The sequence below is a fragment of the Novosphingobium aquimarinum genome, assembly GCF_009746585.1.
Taxonomy (GTDB): domain Bacteria; phylum Pseudomonadota; class Alphaproteobacteria; order Sphingomonadales; family Sphingomonadaceae; genus Novosphingobium; species Novosphingobium aquimarinum.
This window is the reverse complement of record NZ_WRPO01000002.1, coordinates 330855-355471: the sequence shown is the minus strand read 5'-3', so window position 1 is coordinate 355471 and position 24617 is coordinate 330855. Positions and strand designations below refer to the sequence as shown.

Here is a 24617-nt window from a genome sequence, read left to right as displayed (position 1 = left end):
CCAGAAGACCACAATGGCCTTGCCAACCCGTTAACCATCGAAGCGGATCAACCCGGGCGCTGGCAGTAAAGGCTTAGATAAGACCGGCCAGCGGGCTCGACGGATCGGCGTATTTGCGAGTCGCCATGCGTCCCGCAAGATAAGCGTCGCGGCCCGCTTCGACGGCAAGCCGCATCGCCCGCGCCATGCGAATCGGGTCCTTCGCCTCGGCGATGGCGGTGTTCATCAGCACGCCGTCGCAGCCGAGTTCCATCGCCACCGCGGCGTCGGACGCGGTCCCGACACCGGCATCGACCAGCACTGGCACGCTCGCGCCTTCCACGATCAAGCGAATCGTCACGCGATTCTGGATTCCCAGCCCCGAGCCGATCGGCGCGCCCAGCGGCATCACCGCGACCGCACCTGCCTCTTCGAGCTGCTTGGCCGCGATCGGATCGTCGACGCAATAGACCATCGGCGCAAAGCCTTCCTTCGCCAGCACTTCGGTCGCCTTGAGAGTCTCGCGCATGTCCGGGTAGAGCGTGCGGGCCTCGCCCAGTACTTCCAGCTTGACCAGATCCCAGCCGCCCGCTTCGCGCGCCAGCCGCAAAGTGCGGATCGCATCCTCCGCGGTGAAGCAACCGGCAGTATTGGGCAGATATGTGGTCTTCTTCGGATCGATGAAGTCGGTCAGCATCGGCGCATTGGGATCCGACACGTTGACCCGACGGACCGCGACGGTGACGATCTCGGCGCCGCTCGCTTCGAGCGCGGCGGCATTCTGGGCGAAGTCCTTGTACTTGCCCGTGCCGACGATCAATCGCGAGCGAAAGGTATGGCCCGCCACGGACCAGGTGTCGGCACTGCCGGCCTGCTCTGCCGTCGCGACGTGATCGCCGCCACCCACGAAATGGACGATCTCCAGCACGTCGCCGTCGGTCAGCGAGGCAGCGGCCAGCGTCGAGCGCGGCACCACGACGCTGTTGTGCTCGACCGCGACCTTGGCGGGATCGAGCCCGAGCTGCGAGACGAGTTCGGCGATCGTGGCACCCGGAGCGATCCGGCGCGCCTCGCCGTTGACGGTAAGCTGAAAATCCTGCGGCATACTGCGCAGATAGCGCTCAGGCTGAGCGGTGCAAGTTCCAGATGTGCGCGAAAGCGACCAGCGCGACACCGGCCACGGTCAGTACCGCTTCACCCACGCCGTGATGCGTGCCCACCGCGATGGCCATCAGCACAAGACCGGTCGCCCCGACCGCGATCGGACCCAGCCGGCCATGGCGTAGCACGCCATAGCCCAGCGAGATGGCCCCGATGACCAGAGCCAGTACCAGTCCGAATTCGTGAATCGCAGGATTGAGCAGAAACTGTCCGCCCACGCCGAGCAGCGAGACGAGCACGACCGTCAGCACGCAATGCACTGCGCACAGGCCCGATATCCAGACCCCGGTCCGGTCGAGTCGGTCGCGGAAACGGATGAGAGCGCGGCGCGTCATGGCCCCACATGTAATGTTGTATCATGCAATTGCAAGCGCCCTGTGCGCCGCTTCCTGGTCGCTCCCCCCCTTGCACTGGCGAGCCTGACGGAGCAGGGACTGGCCGCATGACTCTGTCCGACAGCCGCCCGATCATCGGGACCAGCGACGACTTGCGGCCCATGCGGCTATGGCTTTTGTGCGTCGCCTGCATGGTGATCGCGATCGTCGCGATCGGCGGGATCACGCGGCTGACCGAATCCGGCCTGTCCATCACCGAATGGAAGCCGGTGACAGGCGCGATGCCCCCGCTCAGCGACGCGCAATGGCAAGCCGAATTCGAGGCCTACCAGCGCATTCCCCAATATACCGAGGTCAACGGCCCGGCCGGGATGACGCTGGCGCAGTACAAATTCATCTACTTCTGGGAATGGCTGCATCGCCTGCTCGCGCGGCTGATCGGCCTCGCCTTCGCGCTGCCGCTGGCGTATTTCTGGCTGCGCGGGACCATCCCGCTCGGCTACAAGCCCAGGCTGCTAGCACTGCTGGCTCTGGGCGGTCTGCAGGGCGCGGTGGGCTGGTGGATGGTGTCGTCCGGGCTCTCCGCCGACGTCAAAGTCAGCCACTTCCGTTTGGCGGTGCATCTGCTGGTCGCGCTGACCACACTGGGCGGACTGGTGTGGACGGCTTGCGACGTTTCCCGGCTCGAACGCGGCCAATCCCCGTCCCGCCTCAGCGGGTTCGGCATCGTCGCGCTGGTGGTGCTGGCCGTGCAGATCCTGTTCGGCGCGCTGGTGGCCGGTCTGCGCGCCGGATATGTCGCGGGTGCGGGATGGTTCAATTTCGATGCCTGGCCGCTGATGCAGGGGCGATTGTTTCCCGAAGGCGTCGAAGGCGGCCTGGGCGCGCTTTTTTCCGACCCCTATCTGGTTCACTTCATCCATCGCTGGTGGGCGTGGGTCGTGGTCGTCGTGCTGGTGATGATGGGTCGACGGTTGCGGCTCGCCATGCGGCGCGACGTGTCGCTGGCGCTGCACTGCGCGTTCGGATTTCAGATCCTGCTCGGTATCGCGACTGTCTGGTCGGGCGTTTCGCTCTGGCTCGCCGTGCTCCACCAGCTTACCGGCGCGTTGCTGGTCGCAGCCACGGTCTGGGGCGCGCATGCGCTCGGTCGGCGGCTGTGATCGAAGGGCTGCTCGAACGGAACTTGATCGCCGGCTGCGCGCGCACCTAGCCCGCTCTCTCCAGTCCCTCTAAACCGGCGCGGTATTATTTTACCTCCGGCCAAATCGCCCGATTTGCTTGACTTGCGCGCGCATTTCCGCAATTGGCGCGCCTTCCCGACCGAGGCGTACGACAACGTGCGCGAGATTCGGTCGCGCACGAACACATAGGGATAGACCAGCCATGAAGGCGCTTACCAAGGTCACCCGGTCGATCAAACCGGCCGAGGTTGAGAAGAAGTGGCATCTGATCGATGCCGAAGGTCTGGTTGTCGGCCGCCTCGCGGTCGTGATCGCCGATCTGCTGCGCGGCAAGCACAAGCCGAGCTACACCCCGCACGTCGATTGCGGCGATCACGTCGTCGTGATTAATGCCGACAAGGTCCGTTTCACCGGCAAGAAGCTGGGCGAAAAGGTCTATTACAAGCACACCGGTTATGCCGGCGGCATCAAGGGCGTGACTGCCGCCAAGGTGCTGGAAGGCCGCTTCCCCGAGCGCGTGCTCGAGAAGGCTGTCGAGCGCATGGTTCCGCGCGGTCCCCTCGGCCGTGACCAGATGCGCGCGCTGCACCTCTATGCCGGTGCCGAGCACCCGCATGCCGGCACCCAGCCGCAGCCGCTCGACGTTGCTTCCATGAATCGCAAGAACAAGGTGGGTGCGTGATGTCCGACACCGATACCGTCCAGAGCCTGTCCGAACTGAAGGACCTCACCGGCGACGCGCCCGAGGGCACCGATGCCCCCGCCGTTCCCGCAACCCCGACGATGCCGCTGCGCGAGCAGGAAATCGATCCGCAGGGTCGCGCTTATGCCACTGGCCGCCGCAAGGATGCCGTGGCCCGCGTCTGGCTCAAGCCCGGCAGCGGCAAGGTCACCGTCAACGGCCGCGATCAGGAAGTCTATTTCGCGCGTCCGACGCTGCGCCTCGTCATCAACCAGCCGTTCGCGATCACCGATCGTGAAGGCCAGTATGACATCGTCGCCACCGTCAAGGGCGGCGGACTTTCGGGTCAGGCCGGCGCGGTCAAGCACGGCATCAGCCAGGCCCTGACTCGCTACGAGCCCGCGCTGCGCAGCACGGTCAAGGCCGCCGGCTTCCTCACCCGCGACAGCCGCGTGGTCGAGCGTAAGAAGTATGGCCGCGCCAAGGCTCGCCGCAGCTTCCAGTTCTCGAAGCGCTAAGACTTCGAGTTATCCGACTGCCGCTTCGGCGGCAAAGTGGGGTCGCGGGCAACCGCGGCCCCTTTTTCTTTGGGCTGCATGGATTCCGGCCCGTCGCTTCTTCGCATTTTCGTCATGCTGAACTCGTTTCAGCATCCATCGCGCGGTCGAGAGCCAAGCGCGCGGGGAGAGATGGACACTGACTCACGTTCAGGGGTGACGATCGGCGAAGGCCTGGTTCCTGGCTCAAAGGCCCATTTTCTGCCGTCCTGCACAACATCTGCATAGCCCAGTAGCTCGCTATAAGCAGGTACCTGTCACTGCATCTGAATCTTTCTTCGCATGGTACCTTGCATCGCACACTACCTTGCGATAGATAATCTCCCATCACAGGAGATGATTCGTGCCAGATCCTATCGAAACTCAGCTGAAGAAGGGGGTGCTCGGCCTTTGCGTGCTCGCTCTTCTGTCGCGCGGTAACAGTTACGCCTACGAGATCGCGAGCCGGCTCGCCGATGCAGTCGATATGGGCGAAGGGACGATTTACCCGCTCATGCGGCGCATGCAGGCCGAGGGCCTCGTCGCGACGTACCTCGAGGAATCGCCCTCGGGTCCGCCGCGCAAATATTACAAGATCACCGAAGCCGGCCACGATCGGCTCGCGGCGCAAGTCGCCGAATGGCGCGCGTTCACCGCGGCCGTCGATGGCCTGATTGTCCCAGACGCCGGGCCGACGCCCGCAGAACAAGCGGAGGAAACCCATGACTCGTAACGACTTCATCCGCCGCTTGAAGGCGGGCCTCAAGGGACTGCCCGCCGAGGACATCAGCGACATCGTCGCCGATTACGAAGAGCATTTCGAGGCCGGCGCCGCCGAAGGTCGCTCCGAAGAGGAGGTCGCCGACGCGCTTGGCAATCCGACCCGTCTGGCGCGCGAACTGCGCTTCGAAGCCGGCATTCGCAACTGGCAGACCGATCGCACCCCCTCGTCCGCGTTTGCCGCCGTCGTCGGCTTCATGGGACTGGCGACGATCGACATCCTCATTCTGCTGCCCATCGTGCTCAGCGTGATCGGGATCATCTTCGCGCTCTACCTGGCGATGTTCGCGCTCTTCATCTGCGGCGGTTTCGTGCTGTTCGTGGGGCCCTTACAGGGTTTTCCGGGAGGTATCGCGGCCGCCATCTTCGCCGGGCTCGGCCTGATGGCCGGATCGATCGCCGTGGGCGCGCTGCTCACGATCCTGTCGATCTGGGTGATCAACGCCCTGCTCTGGTTCGGTCGCCTGCACTACCGGGTGATCGAACCTGCCATCAAGTCCGAAGACGCCTGACCAGGAGGAATGGCCATGACCAAGAAGCTTCTCATCGTCTTCGCCAGCGGCCTCGTGCTGTGCGTGATCGCTTTCAGCCTCGCGTTCGCCACCGGCGGCGAGGAACTGCGCAGCGAGCTCAGCGGCGAAAAGGATTTCCACTGGACGATCGGCGAGGAATACGAGGGTCCCACGAAGGATCGCAGCTTCGCCGTTAACGGCGGGCAGACGCTGACCATGGAAATTCCCGTGGAACTGCATTTCACCCGCGGCGACAAGGCCGAAATGATCGTCAACGGGCCTGCCGAGGCGGTCGACCGGTTGGTGTTCGAGAATGGCCGGCTTTCGCTGCGCGGCCAGAAGAGCCTGCACGCGGGGCTCGACGTCACCATCGTCGCGCCCGAGCTGGCCGCGCTCGACATGGAAGCCCCCGGCGACGTAACTCTGTCAGGCCTCCAGCAGGACCAGTTCCGGCTGAAGTCCGCCGGCGCCATCGATCTCGATGCCGACGGCAAGGTCCGCGCGGTCTCGATCCGGACCGATGGCGCCTCTGACATCAATCTCGACAAGCTCGAAGTCGAAGACGCGACGGTCCTGGTCAATGGCGCGGGCGACGTCAGCATTGCCGCCACCGGCAGAGTCGATGTGGAGGTCAACGGTGTCGGCGCGGTGACGCTGCGCAAGAAGCCCGCGGCGCTGCGCACCCAGATGAACGGCATCGGCTCGGTCAAGCACGATTACGAATAGGAGAGTCGCTCGCCCATCTCGGCGAGCGACATCATGAGGGAGAAACCGCGCCGCATCCCGGCGCGGTTTTTTCGTCAAAGGTCTGGATGACGGATGCGGAAATGACCAAACAGGGGCGGCATGGGAGCGCGGATTTTCGCGATCGGGTTCTGACGATCGCAAGCCCCCTCCGGCCCTCCAGATCTAGTGAACCGGAGGATCGACCGGTGGCACCGAGCCGACGGGCGCGACGGGTTGGCCGGGCTTGCGCGGCGGCATGGCATCTTCGGGCACATCGTCGATCTGCATGTCGGGCGTGGCGACGTGCTCGAGATTGCGCGCTTCGACTTGGACGCCGCGTTCCGTCACCAGGATCTGGTTGAAGCTGGGCGGGGTGGACCGGATGCGCTTCGAAAGCGTGCCCGCGCCGATCATCCGGACCGAACCGCTCGGCGTCTGCTCGACCAGATCGAAGGGATCGTGCACGTGGCCCGTGAGCACGCCCATCACCTTGCGCTTCGCCAGCTCCTCGAGCGCCCGGCCGCCGCGCTTGGTGAGCACGTTGCCATGATGGTTGACCTCGACCAGCGGATGGTGCGCCGAAACCAGCACGCGCGTGCCCGCAGGCAGGGCGTCGATCTGAGCCAGGGTCTTTTCGAGCGCAGGCCGCGTGATCCAGCCTTTCGACCAATTGGTGCGCCATTGCGCGCGCGCCGTCGTCTTGAGCGGAACGATCGCGATATCGCCGAGATCGAGCTCGGCCTCCACGATCGAGCGAACGCCCTGAAAGCGGCGATAGGGATCGAAGAACCGCTCGATCAGATTGAAATAGGGCATGTCGTGATTGCCGATGACCATCGTCGCCGGCACGTCGAGCGCGCCGATCCAGGCGCAGGCCGCCTGATATTCGCGATGCCGCGCGCGCATCGTGAGGTCCCCGGTGATGACCACCGCGTCGGGCCGCTCCGAAGCGATGCAATCCTCGACCCAGGCCAGAGCGGCCGGATCCTCGAGTCCGAAATGAATGTCGCTGATGTGAAACAGCTTCACCGGGCCTTGCCGCATGTCCCGCACCCTACCGTGCATCGGCAGTGGCGACGATGTCGATCTCGCTGGGCACGAGCGCGAATTCTTCTTCCGATTCGCCGTCGAACGGCTCCCCATCGATCAGCAGTCCCATCGGCTCTCCTTTGAGACACGCGAGGCGAATCGTCATGTGCCGCCCCAGGTCGTCATGGGGACCGTTACGGAAATCGTGTTGCAGCAAGGCGACGCCCTGCTTGGCAAAGTCCCCGATCGTGTCGGCGTAGTAGCCGTTCGCCTGCAAGCCGTCGTCCTCGGGACTGATGGTGATCGCCGCATAGCCCTCGTCACGGCCGCAATCGGAATTGAGACACGCCACCTTGGGCCCATTGGCCGACCAGGCGATCGCCTCGGTCGTCGACGTGACGAGTTCGACCAGATCGATGTCTCGCATCGCCTCGCGAACCTCGTTCCACACGGTTCCCGGCCCGGCCAGCACGCCGGTGAGCCCGTCGCCATGGCGCGAGCGGATGATCGAGGGGCGCACTTTGCGGGAGATGCCGTTGCGCAGACGCGCGACGATCTCGGGCGCTTCAGCATCACCGTGCATCCGGCGCGAGAGCATGTTCATCGTCCCGCCGGGGAGCGGCAGGATCGCGCCCTGCCAACCGTAGCGGTCGGTGGTGATCGAACTGATCGTCCCGTCGCCCCCGAAAATTGCGAGGATCTGCACGCGTTCGCGATCGAGCGTGGCGATGTCGGGGGGCGTTTCGTTCGGAAAGCAGGTCTTGCCCGCCATCACGCAGCCGAGGGAATCGAACTTTTCCTCCAGTGCCGCGAGCGACTCCTCGTCGTTGCTGCCGCTGGCCTGGTTGTAGACCAGCCAGATCCGCTCGAATTCGCCCGTCATGGGGGAGAAAATGAGCCAGGAGAGCGCATGTTCCCGTCAGAACCGCCCGGTGAGCATCGCCCAGGCAAAAATACCGTTGAAGCCCGAATAAACCGCATAGGCCCAGACCCAGCCCGGTGAACCCTCCGCGGCAAGGATCATGGCGCCGAGCAGGACCGTGAACTCGACGATCAGGCTGAGCCGCCCGCCAAGCGCATCGAAGAACCATGGCGTCTGCGCCAACAACGGATGGTCGCTCTCGAGAACGGCCTTGTGGGCGGCGAAATTGACGATGCCGAGGCAGAACAGAAACGCAAGAGCCATGGAGCGCGGGATGCTAGCCAGCCGTGGATCGGAAGGCCAGCAGCTTTCACTCCAATGCGGCAGCCGGCCGAAATCGAATCGATCGCGAGCCAGCCCCCGTCACGCAACTTTCATCAAGTCGTTCGTCGTCCCGACACGTCGTTCGTCGTCCTTCGCCGCAGCTTGTCGACCGGGGACGGGCTTGGTCGAGGTCGACGTGAATCACCCGGCGTCCTCCTGCACAAGACAATCATCGAGACGGTCGAAACCCCCACCGACCGGGCTCATTCCAGAGGAGGAACCTACCATGATGAAGCAGACCCTGATCGCCATTTCCGCCGCCGCCGTTGCGCTGTCGGCCACCCCGTCCTTCGCCAAGGACATCGCAGTTTCCTACGGAGATCTGAACCTGTCGAGCATCGAAGGCCAGAAGACGCTGGAGCGTCGCCTCGATCACGCCGCCAAGAAGGCGTGCGGCTACGACGTTGCGATCACCAGCACCCGTATGGCTTCGCCGAAGACGATGGATTGCATGAACAAGGCCAAGGCCAAGGCGCAGACGACCGTCGCCACCCTGGTCGAGGACGCCCGGCTCGGCGGCTAAGGCCGCCGCCGGGGGCCCGGCCCCCCGCCTTTCAACGAGGTCCCATAAGAAGAAAGTGCCAGAAACCTGGTGGGCCTAACGGCCCGCCATTTTTTTTACGCTCGGAAGATACGTGCGGCCGATCCGCAAGGCCTCGCCTTCGCCGGTCTCCGCCGACCAGACTCCCAATCCCTCGTGCCGCAGTCCCTTGACGTGGTCGCGGCGCAAGATGGTCGAGCGATGGATGCGAATGAATTGTTCGGGATCGAGCCGCTCTTCGAGGCTGGTGATCGTCTGGAGCAGCAAATAGCTTTGCGCGCCGACGTGCAGCCGCACGTAGTCGCGCTCGGCATCGATCCGCTGCACTTGCGAGGCGGCGATGCGCACCAGTTCCGAGCGGTGCGGCACCCAGAATTCGTCGAGCCATTCGCTTTCGCCGGCAGCGCCCGCTTCTGGCGGCGTTTCCGCCGTCGCCGCGCGACGCGCGACGACTCGCGCGATCGCGCGCTGCAGGCGATCGGGCGATACCGGCTTCAGAACGTAGTCGACCGCGTCGAGATCGAACGCCTCGACCGCGAACTCGTCGTGCGCTGTGACGAAGATGATCGCGGGCGGACTTTCCTTGGTACCGAGCTGACGCGCAACGCCGAGACCGTCGGTCTCCGGCATGGTCATGTCGAGCAGCACCAGGTCGGGTTCGAGCGCCTCGATCAGACGCAACGCCTGCTGGCCATCGCTCGCGGTGCCGATCACCGAGATGTTCTCCATGCGGGCGCAGATGACTTGCAGTCGCTCGACCGCGAGCGGCTCGTCATCGACGATCAGGGCCTTGAGCGAATCAGCCACGACCGTGCACCATCGGCAGCCGCAGCGTCGTGGCATGGCCGCCCCCGGAGCGCGTGCCGGAAGTCAGCGTCGCGCGTTCGCCAAAGCGCGTCTCCAGCCGGTCGCGCACGTTGGTCAGCCCGATGCCGAAGCCCTTGGGATCGCCGCCGGATGTGCCGGGACCGTTGTCGGCGACGACGATCTCCAGCCATTCGCCATCGGCGCGCGCCTCGATCGAGATCGTCACCGGCTCACGCGTTGCCGCCACGGCATATTTCACCGAGTTTTCGACGATGGGCTGGAGGATCATGCCGGGCACCATCGCATCCGCGGCGGCAGCGTCAATATCGATTTGTATCAGCAGCCGCTTGGGAAAACGCACCGATTCGATCTGCAGGTACAGCTGCTGCAGCTCGATCTCGTCCGCCAGCGGCAAGTCGGTGGTCGGATCGCCCGACAAGGTGTGGCGATAGAAAGTCGAAAGTGTCTGGATCATTTCTTCGGCATCGTCCTGCCGGCCGGTCATCACCAGCGCCGACAGCGAATTGAGCGTGTTGAATAGGAAATGCGGATTGACCTGATAGCGCAGCGACCGCAACTCGGCCGCTTCCGCGGCGCGCCGAAATTCACCCTCGCGCCGCTCCGCCCCGCGCGCTTCCTCGGCCTTGGCAAGCGCGAAGTAGAGCGCCGCCCAGGCCAGGACGAGGAAGTATCGCCCGAACGCGGTATCCGCGATCATTTCGAGCCGCTTTTCGAGGCGTTCTGCGGGCTTCACGGTGATGCGCGGCGCCGTATCGCTCTGCCGCGCGGTCGCTTCGCCTGACGCCTGGTCGCCGCCCTCCGGCGACGGGGGCTGCGGAGGTGAGGGCGGGGCCGTCGGCTCCGGCAAGTCGATCAGGAGATTGCCGTCACCATCCTTGCGGATGCGCACGTTGCCTGAGCGATCGGCCTCATCGTCTTTGGCCAGCTGCTCGTTGATATCGGCGAAAACCGCCTGATTGATCGCCCCGAGCGCGAGACTGACCGGCAGCGCGCCGAGAACGACAATAATGATCTTCGACGCGTTCGAGCGATGATCGAGCAGTTGCAGCAGCGGCCACAGCGCCGCCATCAGCAGCATCGAGATGATGCAGATGGTCAAGCGCCGCGATACCACCGGCCACTCGAAGCCGTAGCCGAAGAAATACCATCTGAGCGTGGCTACGATGAAATAGCAGGCCCACAAAGCCATCAGCGACGCGAGGACCAGCCGGGCGGGCACCCGCGGCTGTTCGATTGTTTCGTTCATGACCTTCCGGAATAAAGTCGGACGAACGATCATGCCAGCGCGCCGGTCGAGGCGAGTCGGCGCTTCATCGAACGGGGTGCCGCCCGGCTCTCCCGCCATTCCCGAAAGATCGCCGGCCAGGCGCACGCCCCGTTCCCCTCGCTTGCCGCCACGTCAGGCCGGAATGCCCTCTTTGGCGATCTTCTCCTGCCACACCCGCGGCGCGAGCCGGTGGACGTTGTTGCCTTGCGAATCGACCGCGACCGTGACCGGCATATCCTCGACCGTGAATTCGTAGATCGCTTCCATGCCGAGATCCTCGAACGCCACGACTTTGGCTTCGCGGATCGCGCGCGCCACGAGATAGGCGGCGCCGCCGACCGCCATGAGATAGGCGACCTGATGCTTGGCGATGACCTCGGTGGCGCCCTGCCCGCGCTCCGCCTTGCCGATCATGGCGAGCAGGCCAAGGTCGAGCATCATGTCGGTGAACTTGTCCATCCGGGTGGAGGTCGTCGGGCCGGCGGGGCCGACCACTTCGCCCACCACCGGATCGACCGGGCCGACGTAGTAGATGGCGCGGCCCTTGAACTCGACCGGCAGGTCCTCGCCTTTGGCCAACATGTCCTGGATCCGCTTGTGCGCGGCATCCCGCCCCGTGAGCATCTTGCCGTTGAGCAGCAGCCGATCGCCGTGCTTCCAGCTCCTCACGTCTTCATGCGTCAACGCATCGAGATCGACCCGCTTGGCGTCCTGGTCGGGCGACCACGAAATGTCGGGCCATTCTTCGAGCTTGGGCCGCTCGAGGAAGCTCGGACCGGACCCGTCGAGCATGAAGTGCGCGTGGCGCGTCGCCGAACAGTTGGGAATCAGCGCGACCGGCTTTCCCGCCGCGTGGCAAGGCCAGTCCTTGATCTTGACGTCCAGCACGGTGGTCAGCCCACCGAGGCCCTGCGCACCGATGCCGAGCGCGTTGACCTTGTCGTAGAGCTCGACTCGCAGCTTCTCGATGTCGGTCTGCGGCCCGCGTTCCTTGAGATCGTGCATGTCGATCTCTTCCATCAGCGATTCCTTGGCAAGCGCGACCGCCTTTTCCGCAGTGCCGCCGATGCCGATGCCGATCTGACCGGGCGGGCACCAGCCCGCCCCCATCTGCGGGAGCATCTCGAGCACCCAGTCGACAATCGAATCGCTGGGATTCATCATCTTGAACTTCGACTTGTTCTCGCTGCCGCCACCTTTGGCCGCGACATCCACGCCCACCGTGTCGCCCGGCACCATCTCGACCGACAGCACGCACGGCGTATTGTCCTTCGTGTTGCGGCGGGTGAAGGCGGGATCGGCGACGATCGAGGCGCGCAGCTTGTTGTCGGGATGCATGTAGGCCCGGCGCACGCCTTCATCGACGACGTCCTGCAGCGACTTGTCCGACTCGAGCCGGCAGTTCTGGCCCCACTTGAGGAAGACGTTGACGATGCCGGTGTCCTGGCAGATCGGGCGATGGCCTTGCGCGCACATTCGCGAGTTGGCGAGCACTTGTGCCATCGCGTCCTTGGCCGCGGGATTGGCCTCGCGCTCCCACGCTTTGCCGAGCGCGCGGATGTAGTCCATCGGGTGGAAATAGCTGATGTACTGCAGGGCATCGGCAATACTCTCGACGAGATCCTGTTCGCGGATCGTCACCATCTCGGCCATGATTCGGGTCGCTCCTCGCGCCTTAGAAAACGATGTTCGGCCAGCCGGTAAACCACGGCCTCGGTCGAGGCCGGTTTGCCGCCGGTCGATCCACCTCTAGGCACAGCCGGAGCAATCCGTCAAAGCGCTTGGCCTCGACGGTGCTATGACCTAGAAGGCGCCGGTATCAAGAGATTGGCAAAAGTTTGGTCTGCCGCAAATAACGCGGGGCCCATGAGGGAACTGAGCAAGATGACCATGACCGAGGAGCGGCCGCTCGCCTCATCGGAAGCGGCGCGCCGCGCCATGATCGATAGCCAACTGCGGCCAAGCGGCGTGAATCAGCCGTGGGTACTTGCCGCAATGAGCACCGTGCCGCGCGAGGACTTCGTTCCCGAAGCGATGCGCGGCGCTGCCTACATCGATCGCGCAATTCCGCTTGGCGAAGGTCGCTGGCTCGCCGCGCCGCTGGTTCATGGCCGCATGCTCGAGGAAGCCGCGCCCCGCGCCGGCGAACGCGTGCTGCTGGTGGGCGACGGCGACGGCTATCTCGCCGCGCTGCTGCGCCCGGCGGTGGGCGCGCTCGACAGCATTGCCCCGGTCGCGGCGCTGGAAGCCGGCGATGGCGGTTACGATCTCGTGATCGTCGACGGCGCGATCGAAGTCCTGCCCGATGCCCTCGCGGACCGAATCGCGGCGAGCGGACGCATCGTGACCGGCATCGTCTCGCGCGGCATCACGCGTCTCGCCGCGGGGCGCAAGGCGGCAGGTGCCGTATCGCTTCTGCCGCTGGCAGAAATGGGCATCCCCGTCCTTCCCGAAATGGCTGCGCCGCAACGCTGGAGTTTCTGACCGTGGCTCGCGTGCCGCTTTGCGCCGGCCTCCTGGCCGGGGCCGGGCTGTTGGTTATTCACGCCGTACCCGCCAAGGCCGACACGCTCCGCGAGGCACTCGCGCTCGCCTACGAAACGAACCCGACGCTGGAAGCGGCGCGCGCGCAGCAACGCGCCACCGACGAATCCGTACCGATTGCCCGAGCGCAGGGCCTGCCCAGCGTGAACGCCCAGGCCGCGTATACCGAGTTCGTCAAGCCGAGCCCGAATTCCTTCACCGCGCCCGCGCGCGCCGTTCAGGCGACGGCTGACCTCGGCGTGCCGATCTACTCGGGCGGAGCGGTCAAGAACCGCATCAAGGCGGCGAAGAACCGTGTGGATGCCGGCCAGGCGGAATTGCGCGGCACGGAAAGTTCGCTCTTTTCGCAAGTCGTCGCCGCCTACATGGATGTGATCCAGAACGAGGCGATCGTCGGGCTCAACCGCAAGAACGTCGCCGTGCTGCAGGTCAACTTACGAGCAACCAGCGACCGGTTCGAGATCGGGGACCTCACGCGTACCGATGTCGCGCAGTCGCAGTCGCGGCTGGCGCTGGCCGAGAGCGATCTGCAAAGCGCCGAAGCCAATCTCGCAGGCGCGCGCGAGACCTATATCCAGCTGGTCGGCAAGGCGCCGGAGGATCTCCAGCCGCCGCCGCCGTTGCCGGGATTGCCCGAAACGCCGCAGCGCGCGGTCGAGATCGCGCTGGAGGACAATCCCGATCTGATCGCCGCGCGCGAGCGGGTCGATGCGGCGAAGTACGACATCGACGTCGCCGGTGCGGGCCGCCTGCCCACCGTGAGCCTGTTCACATCGGGCGCTTACAACAATTACCTCGATACGCTGGGCGGCGCGACCTCGGCGCAGTTCGCGCAGACCGAAACCACCGCGCAAGTCGGCGCGCAGCTGCGCGTACCGATCTTCCAGGGCGGACTGCCAGCGGCGCAGCGCCGGCAAGCGCAGGCCCAGGCGTCCGCCGCGCTCGAGTCCGAAATCGCGGCGGAACGCGACGTGATCGCGCAAGTTCGCTCCGCTTATACCGCCTGGCTCGCCGCGCGGGATCTGATCCGTTCGCAGCAAATCGCGGTGGATGCCGCCGACCTCAGCCTGGAAGGCGTCCGCGCGGAAAATTCCGTCGGCAACCGCACGATCCTCGACATTCTCAATGCCGAGCAGGAACTGCTGAACGCCAGCGTCCGGCTGGTTCAGGCGCGCCGCAACGCTTATGTCGCCGCCTTCACCGTGCTGGCCGCGATCGGCCGCGCCGAAGCGCGCGATCTCGATCTCGGAGTCGAGCGGCTCTACGATCCCGAGATCAACTACCGCCGCGTGCGCGGCAAATGGTTCGATTTCGACGACGATCCCAGTCCCGTGGCACGATCCACAAGCACCGTTGACACGCCGGTGCAGGACGGGGACATTCCGCAACAGTGAGCGAGCACGCGCCAGGGGACAGGGCCATGCGACAGGCGGGTGAACCGACGGTCGAGGAAATACTCGAATCGATCAAGAAAGTGATCGCGCGTGACAATCGCGCGGGCGCGGCAATCGAACGCCAGCGCCGCGCGGACGAAGGTGTCCGCGAAGCCCCCGAGCGCGAGGGGCGCGACGATCTGGTGCCCGATGAAGATGTGCTCGATCTTTCCGCGATGAGGCGATTCGAGGAGGACGAGCCGGTCTCCGAAGATGTCGTGGAAGACGACGAATCCGGCGAAACGGGCCACCTCGATCACCTCGTGAACGCCACGGCCCAGGAATCGATGCGCGAATCGCTGGCGGCGCTCGCCATGCTGGCCAAGCCCGGTGTGCCGCCGCAGATCGTTCGTTCGGGCGAGACCTCGCTCGAAGGGCTGGTGCGCGAGATGCTCAAACCCGCGCTCGCCGAATGGCTCGACAAGAACCTGCCGCCGCTGGTCGAGAAGCTCGTGGCCGCCGAAATCGCGCGGATCGTTGGCAAGAAAACCTGAACCGTGCGAGCGGGCTGGACCTCGGCCCGAGGCATTCCTAAATCCAAGCCATGGCAAAGCTCGATCCTGCCTCGTTTGCGACGGCGCGCTGCTTCACTTGCGATGACACGAGAACGTGATTCGGCGATCTCTCGGTGGACGTTTTCGCCGTTGGTGGGATACCGCGAAGGTATCGCGCTTCAGAAATCGAATGGATGATGGCGGGATGAGCACATCGGCCAAGGAACTCGAACAGGCTCGCAAGGCGCTCGCCAAGGCGGGCGGTTCCGGCATTCATCGACACATTTTTCTGTGTGCCGAACCTCGCAAAGGCAAATGCTGTAAGCCGGAGGTGGGCGCGGCCTCCTGGAACTATCTGAAGAAGCGCCTCAAGCAACTGGGGCTCGATGGGCGCGGCGGCGTTGCGCGCACCAAGGCGGACTGCCTGCGGATATGCGTCGCCGGGCCGACCGCGGTCGTCTGGCCCGACGGGGTTTGGTATCATTCCTGCACCGAGGACGTGCTCGAACGGATCATCACCGAGCATCTTCGCGACGGACGCCCGGTCGAGGAATATCGCCTCCGTCCGGCGCAGGACAGCGATCGCGACGAGAGCTGAAGCACGGCCGGATTCGGTGGTTTGCGCCGCCGGCCCTCAGTCGTTCTTGTGGTTTTCGTCCGAGAGGGGATCGATGATCGATTCGTCGTGGCCCGTCCCGCTCGACAGGAAGATCAATCCCATCAACGCCGAAGTCAGCAGCATGGTGAAGCCGATTCCCAGCGCAGTGCCGATGTAGAGGTGGATCGAGACCATCCCGTTGTTGCGATAGAGAATCCACATCGCCCCGCACACCAGCGTGAGCGTCAGCAGCATCATCCAGCGCATGATACGACGATAACGCGCCCAGGCGTAGGCGGCGTTGTGCGGATCGTCGAGCGGAGAACGCGGAATCATAGCCCTGAGTCTGGCGATGCAAGGCGGCCGCTGCAAGTCCGCGCTCGTCGAGACGCCACAACGCAAGGTCCGATTGGTGATATCGCGGCGGCGTGATACATTGTTGCCACATAGCACAGATGGGAGAGTTGATATGACGATTGGTCGTCTGATCGAAGGCCGCGACTCCACTGTTCACACCTGCGACGTGACGACAACCGTCAGCGACGCCGTCGGCATGCTCGCGGAGCGACGGATCGGCGCGTTGCCGGTGTTCGATGGGACCACCCTCGCCGGCATCTTTTCCGAACGCGACGTCATTTACCGGCTGCGCGATTTCGGCCCGTCAGTGCTCGATCGCCCGGTCGCCGAAGTGATGACAGCGCCTGCCATCACCGTCGAACCTGAAACCGACGTCCTCGAGGCGCTTTCGCTGATGACCCGGCGGCGGTTCCGGCATCTGCCGGTGATCGAAGGCGGACGCATGGTGGCCCTGGTTTCGATCGGGGATCTGGTCAAGTTTCGCATCGATGTGATCGAAAGCGAGGCCGAGGCGATGCGCACTTACATCCAGACCGCCTGATTCCGGCTGCGGCGGCTTGCCGGGAAGCGCAGCGGATCCTACATCGAAACCATGCAAACTTCCGCCACGCCCCCTTCCCCGGTCACGCCCAAGGTCACTCTCAGTCCAGCGGCGGCCGCGCGCATCGCGGCGATCGCGGCGAAGCAGGGGAAGCCTGCGAAGCTGCGACTTTCCGTCGAAGGCGGCGGTTGTTCGGGCTTCCAATACCGCTTCGGGCTCGCCGACAGCATCGAGGAAGACGATGCCGTGAGCACGACCGACGGCGTCGAACTCATCGTCGACAGCGTCAGCATGGACCTCGTCGAAGGCTGCACGGTCGATTTCGTGGAATCGCTCGGCGGGGCGGCGTTCAAGGTCGAGAACCCACAGGCGGCGGCCGGCTGTGGCTGCGGTGCCAGCTTCTCCGTATGAGTAGCCGGGCTGTCTGAAGCGTGGCGGACACCGGCGGTATTAGCAGCGGGGCGATCAAGGTCGCCTCTTTCAACATCAACGGCATCAAGGCGCGCTTGCCGCGCTTGCTCGAATGGCTTGAAGAAACCCGCCCGCAGGTCGCGTGCCTGCAGGAGATCAAGAGCCAGGACGAAGGCTTTCCCGCCGCCGACTTCGAAAAGATCGGCTACAAGGCGATCTGGCACGGGCAGAAGAGCTTCAACGGCGTCGCGATCCTCGCCGATGGCGAACAGCCGGTCGAAGTGCAGCGCGGCCTCGCCGGCGAGCCGGAGGACGATCACTCCCGCTACATCGAGGCCGACGTCTTCGGAATCCGCGTCGCCTGCATCTATCTGCCCAACGGCAATCCGCAGCCGGGCCCCAAGTTCGATTACAAGCTGCGCTGGATGGAACGCCTGCGCGATCGCATGCACGCCATCGCCGCCGAGGAAGTGCCTGCGATCGTCACCGGCGACTACAACGTCGTTCCCAATGACAGCGACGTCTGGTCACCGGCGGCGATGGCCACGGACGCGCTGATGCAGCCCGCCTCGCGCGATGCCTATGCCCGGCTCATGGCCGATGGCTGGACCGACGCCTTGCACACCCACAATCCGCGTGGCGGGGTGTGGACTTTCTGGGATTACCAGGCCGGCGCGTGGCAGCGCGATCACGGCTTCCGCATCGATCATGCGCTGCTCTCGCCCGAATTGGCGGACCGGCTGATCGACTGCGGCGTCGACAAGGCGCACCGCGGCCGGGAAAAGGCCAGCGATCACGCGCCCGTGTGGGTGCGATTGCGCGCCTGAGCGGAACGGCCTGCACTCAGCGGCAGGCCGACTCCTAAAAACTCAGCGATAAAAGACGTGATTGTCGACGCGGGCGAGGCGCGTCAGGCGCCAGTTGGGCGAAACGCGCGCGGCATGGAAGAACAGCGCGCCCTTGGCCGGGCTGTCCCAGCTGCCCTTGTCGGCGATGTGCGCCACCGCGACCGCGCGGCGCCAAGCAGCCGACGAGGTGCGGATCTGCGGCATCGAGCCGCCGCGCACGAAGGAAAACTGCGAACGCTGGTAGACGACGCCGCAATAGGAATTGGGGAAACGGCCCGAAGCAGCGCGATTGACGATCACGCGACCGACGGCGAGCTGACCCGGCAGCGATTCGCCGCGCGCCTCGAAATAGATCGCACCGGCGAGGCACTGCATCTCGCGGCTCAGCGCCGGAGGCACGTCCTGCCCCGAGACCAGCTCTCCCAGCGACGCAGCATCGACCGCGGCCTCGGATACCGGAGCGACTTCGTCCGCAGCTGCAGGCGCCTCAGGCAGAGCCTGAACGACAGGCTCGGCGACGAAAGTGGTGGTGGGTTGCTGTTGGACCGCCACGGGAACGTGTTCCTCGGCGGCCGCGCCCGAACCCTGGGCGCTGAAAAGTGCGGTGCACATCGTGGCAGCCAGCGCGCAGGCGCTGGCCCATGACAATTTCGTTCGCATCTAAACTTTATCTAATGCGGTGAACCGTCCGTCACAGGCGGGAACGAACTGCCTTGCTTAGGCGTATAGCGTTCGAACGTGCCTGCCGACGGTCCCCCGTCTGCGTGCTAGCTGGCGAGCCCCTACGCTGCGCCGGCCGCTTTCGCGTGAGCGAGCCGCCCCCTACGCCCAGTTGCATAACAGTCAACTACGAAGTGGCTATGGGTGCGATGAACCGTTCACCATCTGCGATATCCAGTTCAATCACCCATAAATCGGGGTCCTGAGCCCCGCGATTGGCCAGATAGTCCGAAAATTCATGTGGATTTTCAAGGCTTTGCGATCGGCTGAGAACCCAGGCGCGGGTCCCGTCGAGCTGCGGCATGCGCTCGTAAGCCCTTGAATTCCTTCCGCCTTCGGTAATCACGACCATTAGGGTTCCGGCATCGCGCTCGCCTTTGCTGAGCACCATCGCGAATCCCCCCGCAGCCTGAACCCGCCGCAGCAATCCACCGACTTCGATGTGGGCTGGCAGCCGCGCGTCCAGCTTACGAGCCTGCCGTGCCGGCGTCGGCGTAACCGGGAAGCCCGGAGAGCGCGATTCGCGATCGCATGAAAGTGCCCGTTCCGCGCCCCACTTCCTCGCCGTGCGAATCGCGCAGCACCGCTTCGGCCACCAGCACGCGGCGGCGCCCGCTGACCCAATGACCTTCCGCCGTGACCGGGCCGGCCTCGAGCGGAGACGAGAGATGCATGTTGAATGACGTGGTCAGCAAGAAGCGGTCCGTCACCAGTGTGTTCGCCGCGTAGAACGCCGCATCGTCGAGCATCTTGAAATAGATCGTGCCGTGAGCGGCCCCGGCGGCATGGAACACGCTGGGTTCGACCAGGAAATGAATGCGCGACTGCCCCTCACCCAGGATCTCGAGCCGCGAGGGAAACAACTGGTTGACCGGCGCGGAGGCATAAAGCCCTTCCAACGCCCGCCAGTGCGTCTGCGCGCCGCCGGGATGCCCTGCCGATACTTCCGACAAGGAAGAGTCAGGCGGCGTCGCGGTCGATGACATCGCTAAGGAGGCTATAGATCGCTTCCGGTCCGGGTGCTGCGACGAGCGCCTCGTGCATGCGTTCGTCGCGCATCGTGCGCGAGATCGCGGCGAGCGCGTGCAAATGGCTGGCGCCAGCGCCTTCCGGCGAGAGCAGCCCGAAGATGATGTCTACCGGCTGTCCATCGGCAGCGTCGAACTCGATCGGCGTGGCCATCTGCATGATCGCCGCGACCGGCCGCTTGAGATCGTCCAGCCGAGCGTGAGGGATGGCAAAGCGGCGGCCGAAGCCGGTGGATCCCAGTTCCTCACGCTCGAGCAGGGCCGCACGGACCGCATCGCGGTCCAGTTCATAGACTTCGGCAAAGAGAGTGGACAACCGATCGAGGATCGCATCCTTGCTGCTTTCCGTGGCCGTCATGATGGCCGCAGGATCGAGGGTAAAGAGAGCGTTCATCGTGATCTGACAGTTATCTGGGGTCGGTTGCCATTTGCTTACGCGCTATCCCGGTCCGTTAATCCGGACCGTTTGCCCCACCTCCGAACATAGAAAGCGAAAGGCTCAAACACGCCTCAGGACGGTTCGACCCAGCCGATCGTGCCGTCGCCGCGGCGGTAAACCATATTGTGGCGTCCCGTTCCAGCATTTTTAAAGAACAATGCGGCGGTATTGCGCAAGTCCAGCATCATCACGGCATCCGAAACCGTCGCCTCGGGAATATCGACACGCGTTTCGGCAATGACGACCGGAGCGTCGATCTCTTCCTCATCGTCTTGGTCGGCGCGTTCTTCGAAGATGGTATAGGCGGCATCGGCTTCGGCCATGGCAATGTCTTCCGCCATGGCATGCAAGCTCTGTTCGTGATGATCGTTGAGCCGGCGTTTGTAACGACGCAGCTGCTTGTCGATCTTCTCGGCCGCCTGATCGAACGCCTGATGCGCATCCTGCGCGCTGCCGGAAGCCTTCAACACCAGGTTCTGCATGACGTGCATGATGATGTCGCAGCGAAAGCCGTTGGCCGGCCCGCGGCCGAACGTCACATGCGAAGAAAGCGCGCGGCTGAAGTACTTTTCGACAATCGCGGCCAGTCGCTCGTTGGCATGCGTCTGCAGCGCTTCACCCGTGTCGACCTGATGACCCGAGACGCGAATATCCATGGCGAACTTCTCCTTATGGTAAAGTCATGCGCTCCAGAGCGGAGCTTCGACGGCCTGGGCAAGGAAAGCGGCATGCCGTGCCAGCTCTTCCGCGCTTGCCGTATGCGGGCGGGGTGCCCGGAATGGACGTTCGCGGACGATCCGTGTCCGCGAGGTAACCGTGACGGTCTCGCTGTCTTCGACCAGCTCCAGGCCGATCTGGCGCCCGCCACACAGCTCGACGTAGACTTGCGCGAGCAGTTCTGCGTCCAGCAAGGCGCCGTGCTTGGTGCGGTGGCTGCGATCGATCCCATAACGGGTGCACAAAGCGTCGAGCGAGAGTTTGGCTCCCGGGTGGCGTACTTTAGCCAGGGCCACCGTATCGATCATCCGCGAGCGACACACCGGATCGAGCCCGCACAGCGCCAGTTCGGCATCGAGAAAGCCGAAGTCGAAACTGGCATTGTGTGCGACTAGCGGGCTGTCGGCGATGAATTCAAGCAGTTCGGCGCAGCGTTCGGAAAAGCGCGGCTTGTCCGCGAGGAACGCGTCGCTCAATCCGTGAATGGCCTCCGCACCGGCCGGCATCGATCGCTCGGGATTGAAATAGGCGTGAAACGTCTGGCCGGTGGGCATCCGGTTGAACATCTCTATGCATCCGATCTCGACCATCCGATCCCCGGTCTTGGGATCAAAACCCGTCGTTTCGGTATCGAAGATGATCTCTCGCATCCTACCTCATATCTGCCTCTGCGCGCGTTGGTTCAAGGGCGCGGAAGCGAACCGTCACGATTGCCGAGCCGCGCCGCCAGATCTCGCACTGCCGAGCGTGTCGCGTCCATCGCGACACCCGTATCGATGACGTAATCGGCAAGCGCGCGCTTCTCGGCATCGGGCACTTGCAGCGCAAGGATCTGTTCGAACTTCTCCACCGTCATGCCGGGACGCGCCAGAACCCGAGCGCGCTGCATTTCGGCAGGCGCACTGACGACGGCCACGGCATCGAGCCCCGCCTTGCCGGTCTTCTCGAACAGGAGCGGAATGTCGAACACGACCAACGACGCTTGCGCGTTGTCTTCCATGAAGCGGGCGCGCATCGCCGCCACAGCCGGATGCACGATCGCCTCGAGCCGCGCCAGCGCCGCGCGATCGCCGAACACCGCCGCGCCGAGCTTGGGCCGATCGACGCCTTCGGGCCCGGTCGTGCCGGGGAACGCAGCCTCGATCTCGGGCAAGAGCGCGCCATCCGGACCTTGGAGCTGGTGAACCGCGGCATCGGCGTCGAACACCGGCACGCCGGCTTCGCGAAACATCGCCGCGACCGCGGATTTGCCCATGCCGATCGATCCGGTCAGACCGAGAATGAACGGGCGCGGCGGCGTCATGCCGTCAGGATCGCGCGCAGCCCGGCATCGTATTGGCGCGGGGCGGGCACGCCGAAAAAGCGCTCGAACGCAGCGGCGGCCTGGCCCACGAGCATGACGAGACCGTCCGCCCGCGCCCTGCCCACTTTGCCGGCGGCAGCGAGGAGCGCGGTTTCGAGCGGGGCATAGACCATGTCGAACACCACCGCGCGATCCGCCGTTCGCTCCAGTTGCTCGCCGATCCAGGTCGGCATCGGCGGCTGACCGTCCATTCCGAGCTGCGTGGCATTGATGACGATGTGCGCCCCGCGCATGCGATCGGCGTCAGGATCGAACGGCGCGGCAGTGGCAGTCAGACCGCATTCGTCCGCCACCCGCATGGCCTTCGCCGGATCGCGCGCGATGATCCGGACATCGCGGCTGCCGATTCTGGCGAGGTGCGCGAACGCGGCGCGCGCGGCCCCGCCGTTACCGATGACGACGGCCGAATCGGTGTCTTCAGCGCCGACGAGCGCTTCGGCAACACCCTCAATATCGGTGTTGGTGCCGATCAGGTCGCCGGATTCGCCGCGAAACACGGTGTTGACCGCGCCGATCGCCTGCGCGGCATCCTCCACCCCGTCGAGAAACGGCAGCACGGCTTCCTTGTGCGGGATGGTGATATTGCAGCCTTTCCAGGCCGGGATCGCACGCCGTTCCGCGAAGAACTCGCCGAGACCATCCGTCGTCACGCGGCAGCGCGTGTATTGCGCTTCCAGGCCCAGCTTTTCGAGCCAGAAGCCATGGATGAGAGGCGACTTCGAATGGGCGATCGGATCGCCGATCACTTCGGCATAAGGCAGGCTCATTGCGGCAGGGCTCCTTGTTCGCGCAAGGCCGACAGGACCCCCAGCAACGGCATGCCCAGCACGGTGAAATGATCGCCTTCGATGCTCCGGAACAAGCGTACGCCGCGCCCTTCGATCCGGAACACGCCCACGCATGCGGACACCGCGGGCCATTCCGCGTTGAGATATTCCTCGATGAAAGCTTCGGACAGCGGGTGGACTTGCAGCACTGCCCGGGCGGCTTCGCGCCACACGATTTCCCCGCCGCGCGCCAAGGCCGCCGCGCTGTGCAGCACCATGGCGCGACCGGAGAAGAAGCGCAGGTGCTCGGCGGCCGCCTCGCGGGATTCGGGTTTGTCGAAGCGCCGGCCATCGCATTCGACCAGGGAATCGCTGCCGAGCACCAGCGCTTCGGGCTCGCTCCGCGACACCGCGAGCGCTTTCGCTTCGGCCAGAGCCAGCGCCACCGCTTCCGGCCCCGCCCCTTGCAGCTCGCGCTCCAGCGCGCGTTCGTCGATATCGGCAGGCACCGCCCGATGGGCGACGTCGGCCGCTTCGAGCATCGCTCGGCGCGACGCGCTTTTCGATGCGAGTACGATCACGTCGGCTGAGTCATATCGGCTTCGAACCCGGCGTCGTCTCGCCCGCGGCCAGCCTGCGTTCGTTGTAGATATTGATCACTGCGGCAGCGGTTTCCTCGATCGAGCGCCGCGTCACGTCGATCACCGGCCAGCCGTTGTCCGCGAACATCCGGCGCGCGTACTTGAGCTCGTTCGCGACCCGGTCGCCATTGACGTAGTCGGTATCGGGCGACTGGCTGAGCGAGAGCAGGCGATTGCGGCGCACTTGAATCAGCCGCTCGGGCGCGGTGGTCAGACCCACCACCAGCGGCCGCCGCAAACCGAACAGGGCAGCGGGCGGGGGGCTCTCGACCACGATCGGAATGTTCGCCACTTTGTAGCCGCGATTGGCGAGGTAGATGCTGGTCGGCGTCTTCGACGTGCGCGAGACTCCGGCAAGGACGATATCGGCATCCTCCCAGTCCTCCCAGCTGATGCCGTCGTCGTGGCCGATGGTGTATTGAATCGCATCGACGCGCGCGAAATAGGCGTCGTCGAGCCGGTGCTGCCGACCGGGCCGGCCCGCCGCTTCCTGTCCGAGCAGATCCTCCAGAGCATCGGTCACGCCGTCGAGCACCGCGAACGCGGGCAACGAGAGCGACATGCACCGCTCTTCCAGCTTGGCGCGCATCTCGTTGTTGACGAGCGTATAGAACACGAGCCCCGGGTGGCTGGAGATCTCCCCCATGATCCGTTCGAGATGCTGCTGCGAACGTACCATCGGCCAAAAGTGGCGGATCACGTCGCTGTCGTCGAATTGCGCCAAGGCGGCCTTGGCGATCATTTCGAGTGTTTCGCCGGTCGAATCCGATAGCAGATGAAGATGATAGCGCGCCATCGGCGAGGCGGTCGCTCCTGTCGCTGACGGGCGGCACCGCGAACCCGTTTCGCGACCTTCCCAAACCCTGTGGATGGAGCGAGCATAAACCATGGGACGAACCCGGTGACAACT

General features: G+C 64.8%; 33 protein-coding genes. 14 read left to right on the top strand and 19 right to left on the bottom strand.

What is annotated here, in order from left to right:
• Positions 1-73 precede the first annotated feature (73 nt).
• Positions 74-1084, bottom strand: coding sequence for a sulfur carrier protein ThiS (gene thiS, locus GQO94_RS03705; protein WP_156839790.1), 1011 nt, complete (start codon positions 1082-1084; stop codon positions 74-76).
• A 16-nt stretch (positions 1085-1100) separates the two neighbouring features.
• A complete protein-coding gene (locus GQO94_RS03700; RefSeq protein WP_156839789.1) occupies positions 1101-1475 on the bottom strand; it encodes a MerC domain-containing protein in 375 nt (124 codons plus the stop codon).
• A 107-nt stretch (positions 1476-1582) separates the two neighbouring features.
• Here GQO94_RS03700 and GQO94_RS03695 point away from each other — a divergent pair, with 107 nt between their 5' ends.
• From GQO94_RS03695 to GQO94_RS03670, 6 genes are all read left to right on the top strand, one after another.
• On the top strand, positions 1583-2638 hold the full coding sequence (locus tag GQO94_RS03695; protein ID WP_156839788.1) for a COX15/CtaA family protein: 1056 nt from the start codon (positions 1583-1585) through the stop codon (positions 2636-2638).
• Between the two features lie 223 nt (positions 2639-2861).
• Positions 2862-3341, top strand: coding sequence for a 50S ribosomal protein L13 (gene rplM, locus GQO94_RS03690; protein ID WP_156839787.1), 480 nt, complete (start codon positions 2862-2864; stop codon positions 3339-3341).
• The gene (rpsI, locus tag GQO94_RS03685) at positions 3341-3859 is read left to right on the top strand and encodes a 30S ribosomal protein S9 (RefSeq protein WP_156839786.1); all 519 of its coding nucleotides are present in this window, start codon (positions 3341-3343) and stop codon (positions 3857-3859) included. The genes rplM and rpsI overlap by 1 nt, the downstream gene beginning before the upstream one ends.
• A 382-nt stretch (positions 3860-4241) precedes the next feature.
• Positions 4242-4610: a PadR family transcriptional regulator gene (locus GQO94_RS03680; RefSeq protein ID WP_156839785.1), complete on the top strand. Its 369-nt coding sequence runs from the start codon at positions 4242-4244 to the stop codon at positions 4608-4610.
• Positions 4600-5169 (top strand): DUF1700 domain-containing protein, encoded by a 570-nt coding sequence (locus tag GQO94_RS03675; RefSeq protein ID WP_156839784.1) that lies wholly within the window; start codon positions 4600-4602, stop codon positions 5167-5169. Before GQO94_RS03680 ends, GQO94_RS03675 begins: the two co-directional genes overlap by 11 nt.
• A 15-nt stretch (positions 5170-5184) precedes the next feature.
• Complete coding sequence (locus GQO94_RS03670; protein ID WP_156839783.1) at positions 5185-5895, top strand: GIN domain-containing protein; 711 nt, start codon at positions 5185-5187, stop codon at positions 5893-5895.
• A gap of 183 nt (positions 5896-6078) precedes the next feature.
• Here the strand turns inward: GQO94_RS03670 and GQO94_RS03665 are convergent, their stop codons facing one another.
• From GQO94_RS03665 to GQO94_RS03655, 3 genes are read right to left on the bottom strand one after another with little or no spacing between them, the layout of a single operon-like run.
• Positions 6079-6939, bottom strand: a complete 861-nt coding sequence (locus GQO94_RS03665; protein WP_156839782.1) for a metallophosphoesterase family protein — start codon at positions 6937-6939, stop codon at positions 6079-6081.
• A 10-nt stretch (positions 6940-6949) separates the two neighbouring features.
• Positions 6950-7807: a diacylglycerol kinase family protein gene (locus tag GQO94_RS03660; protein ID WP_156839781.1), complete on the bottom strand. Its 858-nt coding sequence runs from the start codon at positions 7805-7807 to the stop codon at positions 6950-6952.
• Positions 7808-7843: 36 nt separating this feature from the next.
• Positions 7844-8110 carry a hypothetical protein gene (locus GQO94_RS03655; RefSeq protein WP_156839780.1) on the bottom strand — a complete coding sequence of 89 codons (267 nt, stop codon included), beginning with the start codon at positions 8108-8110 and terminating at the stop codon, positions 7844-7846.
• Positions 8111-8396: 286 nt separating this feature from the next.
• Between GQO94_RS03655 and GQO94_RS20740 the strand changes: the two genes are divergently transcribed.
• Positions 8397-8693, top strand: a complete 297-nt coding sequence (locus GQO94_RS20740) for a UrcA family protein (RefSeq protein WP_198045781.1) — start codon at positions 8397-8399, stop codon at positions 8691-8693.
• Positions 8694-8768: 75 nt separating this feature from the next.
• Here the strand turns inward: GQO94_RS20740 and GQO94_RS03645 are convergent, their stop codons facing one another.
• Genes GQO94_RS03645 through GQO94_RS03635 form a run of 3 tightly spaced genes read right to left on the bottom strand, consistent with a single transcriptional unit; the run spans position 8769 to position 12459 of the window.
• Positions 8769-9518 (bottom strand): LytR/AlgR family response regulator transcription factor, encoded by a 750-nt coding sequence (locus tag GQO94_RS03645; protein ID WP_408636579.1) that lies wholly within the window; start codon positions 9516-9518, stop codon positions 8769-8771.
• Complete coding sequence (locus tag GQO94_RS03640) at positions 9511-10911, bottom strand: sensor histidine kinase (RefSeq protein WP_332310818.1); 1401 nt, start codon at positions 10909-10911, stop codon at positions 9511-9513. The genes GQO94_RS03645 and GQO94_RS03640 overlap by 8 nt, the downstream gene beginning before the upstream one ends.
• A 27-nt stretch (positions 10912-10938) precedes the next feature.
• Positions 10939-12459, bottom strand: a complete 1521-nt coding sequence (locus GQO94_RS03635; protein ID WP_156839777.1) for a fumarate hydratase — start codon at positions 12457-12459, stop codon at positions 10939-10941.
• Positions 12460-12690: 231 nt separating this feature from the next.
• Here GQO94_RS03635 and GQO94_RS03630 point away from each other — a divergent pair, with 231 nt between their 5' ends.
• The 4 genes from GQO94_RS03630 to GQO94_RS03615 all read left to right on the top strand — a co-directional run bounded on the left by GQO94_RS03630 (position 12691) and on the right by GQO94_RS03615 (position 15875).
• Entirely contained in the window at positions 12691-13290 is a 600-nt protein-coding gene (locus tag GQO94_RS03630) for a protein-L-isoaspartate O-methyltransferase family protein (RefSeq protein WP_156839873.1), read from the top strand.
• Positions 13291-13292: 2 nt separating this feature from the next.
• Entirely contained in the window at positions 13293-14744 is a 1452-nt protein-coding gene (locus tag GQO94_RS03625) for a TolC family outer membrane protein (protein ID WP_156839776.1), read from the top strand.
• 26 nt (positions 14745-14770) lie between these two features.
• Complete coding sequence (locus GQO94_RS03620) at positions 14771-15277, top strand: DUF2497 domain-containing protein (RefSeq protein ID WP_156839775.1); 507 nt, start codon at positions 14771-14773, stop codon at positions 15275-15277.
• Between the two features lie 205 nt (positions 15278-15482).
• Positions 15483-15875 carry a (2Fe-2S) ferredoxin domain-containing protein gene (locus GQO94_RS03615; RefSeq protein WP_156839774.1) on the top strand — a complete coding sequence of 131 codons (393 nt, stop codon included), beginning with the start codon at positions 15483-15485 and terminating at the stop codon, positions 15873-15875.
• A 36-nt stretch (positions 15876-15911) separates the two neighbouring features.
• Here GQO94_RS03615 and GQO94_RS03610 read toward each other — a convergent pair whose 3' ends face one another.
• The gene (locus GQO94_RS03610) at positions 15912-16211 is read right to left on the bottom strand and encodes a hypothetical protein (protein ID WP_156839773.1); all 300 of its coding nucleotides are present in this window, start codon (positions 16209-16211) and stop codon (positions 15912-15914) included.
• Positions 16212-16344: 133 nt separating this feature from the next.
• Here GQO94_RS03610 and GQO94_RS03605 point away from each other — a divergent pair, with 133 nt between their 5' ends.
• From GQO94_RS03605 to xth, 3 genes are read left to right on the top strand one after another with little or no spacing between them, the layout of a single operon-like run.
• Positions 16345-16773, top strand: a complete 429-nt coding sequence (locus GQO94_RS03605; RefSeq protein WP_156839872.1) for a CBS domain-containing protein — start codon at positions 16345-16347, stop codon at positions 16771-16773.
• Positions 16774-16824: 51 nt separating this feature from the next.
• Complete coding sequence (locus GQO94_RS03600; protein ID WP_156839772.1) at positions 16825-17184, top strand: HesB/IscA family protein; 360 nt, start codon at positions 16825-16827, stop codon at positions 17182-17184.
• 53 nt (positions 17185-17237) lie between these two features.
• Positions 17238-18011, top strand: coding sequence for an exodeoxyribonuclease III (gene xth, locus GQO94_RS03595; protein ID WP_156839871.1), 774 nt, complete (start codon positions 17238-17240; stop codon positions 18009-18011).
• A 42-nt stretch (positions 18012-18053) separates the two neighbouring features.
• Here the strand turns inward: xth and GQO94_RS03590 are convergent, their stop codons facing one another.
• The 10 genes from GQO94_RS03590 to GQO94_RS03545 all read right to left on the bottom strand — a co-directional run bounded on the left by GQO94_RS03590 (position 18054) and on the right by GQO94_RS03545 (position 24503).
• A complete protein-coding gene (locus GQO94_RS03590) occupies positions 18054-18692 on the bottom strand; it encodes a cell wall hydrolase (RefSeq protein ID WP_156839771.1) in 639 nt (212 codons plus the stop codon).
• A 187-nt stretch (positions 18693-18879) separates the two neighbouring features.
• Positions 18880-19194, bottom strand: a complete 315-nt coding sequence (locus GQO94_RS03585) for a DUF1491 family protein (protein ID WP_332310829.1) — start codon at positions 19192-19194, stop codon at positions 18880-18882.
• A gap of 25 nt (positions 19195-19219) precedes the next feature.
• Complete coding sequence (locus tag GQO94_RS03580) at positions 19220-19738, bottom strand: PaaI family thioesterase (RefSeq protein WP_156839769.1); 519 nt, start codon at positions 19736-19738, stop codon at positions 19220-19222.
• Positions 19713-20174, bottom strand: a complete 462-nt coding sequence (locus GQO94_RS03575) for a PTS sugar transporter subunit IIA (RefSeq protein ID WP_156839768.1) — start codon at positions 20172-20174, stop codon at positions 19713-19715. Before GQO94_RS03575 ends, GQO94_RS03580 begins: the two co-directional genes overlap by 26 nt.
• A 116-nt stretch (positions 20175-20290) precedes the next feature.
• Positions 20291-20875 (bottom strand): ribosome hibernation-promoting factor, HPF/YfiA family, encoded by a 585-nt coding sequence (hpf, locus tag GQO94_RS03570; protein WP_156839767.1) that lies wholly within the window; start codon positions 20873-20875, stop codon positions 20291-20293.
• Between the two features lie 24 nt (positions 20876-20899).
• The gene (gene dnaQ / locus GQO94_RS03565; protein WP_156839766.1) at positions 20900-21586 is read right to left on the bottom strand and encodes a DNA polymerase III subunit epsilon; all 687 of its coding nucleotides are present in this window, start codon (positions 21584-21586) and stop codon (positions 20900-20902) included.
• Between the two features lie 32 nt (positions 21587-21618).
• A complete protein-coding gene (gene coaE, locus GQO94_RS03560) occupies positions 21619-22239 on the bottom strand; it encodes a dephospho-CoA kinase (RefSeq protein ID WP_156839765.1) in 621 nt (206 codons plus the stop codon).
• A complete protein-coding gene (locus GQO94_RS03555) occupies positions 22236-23066 on the bottom strand; it encodes a shikimate dehydrogenase family protein (protein ID WP_156839764.1) in 831 nt (276 codons plus the stop codon). Before GQO94_RS03555 ends, coaE begins: the two co-directional genes overlap by 4 nt.
• A complete protein-coding gene (locus GQO94_RS03550) occupies positions 23063-23647 on the bottom strand; it encodes a Maf family protein (protein WP_156839763.1) in 585 nt (194 codons plus the stop codon). The genes GQO94_RS03555 and GQO94_RS03550 overlap by 4 nt, the downstream gene beginning before the upstream one ends.
• A gap of 10 nt (positions 23648-23657) precedes the next feature.
• Positions 23658-24503: a pyruvate, water dikinase regulatory protein gene (locus tag GQO94_RS03545; RefSeq protein WP_156839762.1), complete on the bottom strand. Its 846-nt coding sequence runs from the start codon at positions 24501-24503 to the stop codon at positions 23658-23660.
• Between the last annotated feature and the right edge of the window lie 114 nt (positions 24504-24617).

What these genes read in the sequence shown, in the direction of transcription:
- thiS (WP_156839790.1), bottom strand. Translation starts at nt 1,084, where the DNA reads ATGCCGCAGGATTTTCAGCTTACCGTCAACGGCGAGGCGCGCCGGATC.
- GQO94_RS03700 (WP_156839789.1), bottom strand. Translation starts at nt 1,475, where the DNA reads ATGACGCGCCGCGCTCTCATCCGTTTCCGCGACCGACTCGACCGGACC.
- GQO94_RS03695 (WP_156839788.1), top strand. Translation starts at nt 1,583, where the DNA reads ATGACTCTGTCCGACAGCCGCCCGATCATCGGGACCAGCGACGACTTG.
- rplM (WP_156839787.1), top strand. Translation starts at nt 2,862, where the DNA reads ATGAAGGCGCTTACCAAGGTCACCCGGTCGATCAAACCGGCCGAGGTT.
- rpsI (WP_156839786.1), top strand. Translation starts at nt 3,341, where the DNA reads ATGTCCGACACCGATACCGTCCAGAGCCTGTCCGAACTGAAGGACCTC.
- GQO94_RS03675 (WP_156839784.1), top strand. Translation starts at nt 4,600, where the DNA reads ATGACTCGTAACGACTTCATCCGCCGCTTGAAGGCGGGCCTCAAGGGA.
- GQO94_RS03670 (WP_156839783.1), top strand. Translation starts at nt 5,185, where the DNA reads ATGACCAAGAAGCTTCTCATCGTCTTCGCCAGCGGCCTCGTGCTGTGC.
- GQO94_RS03665 (WP_156839782.1), bottom strand. Translation starts at nt 6,939, where the DNA reads ATGCGGCAAGGCCCGGTGAAGCTGTTTCACATCAGCGACATTCATTTC.
- GQO94_RS03660 (WP_156839781.1), bottom strand. Translation starts at nt 7,807, where the DNA reads ATGACGGGCGAATTCGAGCGGATCTGGCTGGTCTACAACCAGGCCAGC.
- GQO94_RS03655 (WP_156839780.1), bottom strand. Translation starts at nt 8,110, where the DNA reads ATGGCTCTTGCGTTTCTGTTCTGCCTCGGCATCGTCAATTTCGCCGCC.
- GQO94_RS20740 (WP_198045781.1), top strand. Translation starts at nt 8,397, where the DNA reads ATGATGAAGCAGACCCTGATCGCCATTTCCGCCGCCGCCGTTGCGCTG.
- GQO94_RS03635 (WP_156839777.1), bottom strand. Translation starts at nt 12,459, where the DNA reads ATGGCCGAGATGGTGACGATCCGCGAACAGGATCTCGTCGAGAGTATT.
- GQO94_RS03630 (WP_156839873.1), top strand. Translation starts at nt 12,691, where the DNA reads ATGACCATGACCGAGGAGCGGCCGCTCGCCTCATCGGAAGCGGCGCGC.
- GQO94_RS03620 (WP_156839775.1), top strand. Translation starts at nt 14,771, where the DNA reads ATGCGACAGGCGGGTGAACCGACGGTCGAGGAAATACTCGAATCGATC.
- GQO94_RS03615 (WP_156839774.1), top strand. Translation starts at nt 15,483, where the DNA reads ATGAGCACATCGGCCAAGGAACTCGAACAGGCTCGCAAGGCGCTCGCC.
- GQO94_RS03610 (WP_156839773.1), bottom strand. Translation starts at nt 16,211, where the DNA reads ATGATTCCGCGTTCTCCGCTCGACGATCCGCACAACGCCGCCTACGCC.
- GQO94_RS03605 (WP_156839872.1), top strand. Translation starts at nt 16,345, where the DNA reads ATGACGATTGGTCGTCTGATCGAAGGCCGCGACTCCACTGTTCACACC.
- GQO94_RS03600 (WP_156839772.1), top strand. Translation starts at nt 16,825, where the DNA reads ATGCAAACTTCCGCCACGCCCCCTTCCCCGGTCACGCCCAAGGTCACT.
- GQO94_RS03590 (WP_156839771.1), bottom strand. Translation starts at nt 18,692, where the DNA reads ATGCGAACGAAATTGTCATGGGCCAGCGCCTGCGCGCTGGCTGCCACG.
- GQO94_RS03580 (WP_156839769.1), bottom strand. Translation starts at nt 19,738, where the DNA reads ATGTCATCGACCGCGACGCCGCCTGACTCTTCCTTGTCGGAAGTATCG.
- GQO94_RS03575 (WP_156839768.1), bottom strand. Translation starts at nt 20,174, where the DNA reads ATGAACGCTCTCTTTACCCTCGATCCTGCGGCCATCATGACGGCCACG.
- hpf (WP_156839767.1), bottom strand. Translation starts at nt 20,875, where the DNA reads ATGGATATTCGCGTCTCGGGTCATCAGGTCGACACGGGTGAAGCGCTG.
- dnaQ (WP_156839766.1), bottom strand. Translation starts at nt 21,586, where the DNA reads ATGCGAGAGATCATCTTCGATACCGAAACGACGGGTTTTGATCCCAAG.
- coaE (WP_156839765.1), bottom strand. Translation starts at nt 22,239, where the DNA reads ATGACGCCGCCGCGCCCGTTCATTCTCGGTCTGACCGGATCGATCGGC.
- GQO94_RS03555 (WP_156839764.1), bottom strand. Translation starts at nt 23,066, where the DNA reads ATGAGCCTGCCTTATGCCGAAGTGATCGGCGATCCGATCGCCCATTCG.
- GQO94_RS03545 (WP_156839762.1), bottom strand. Translation starts at nt 24,503, where the DNA reads ATGGCGCGCTATCATCTTCATCTGCTATCGGATTCGACCGGCGAAACA.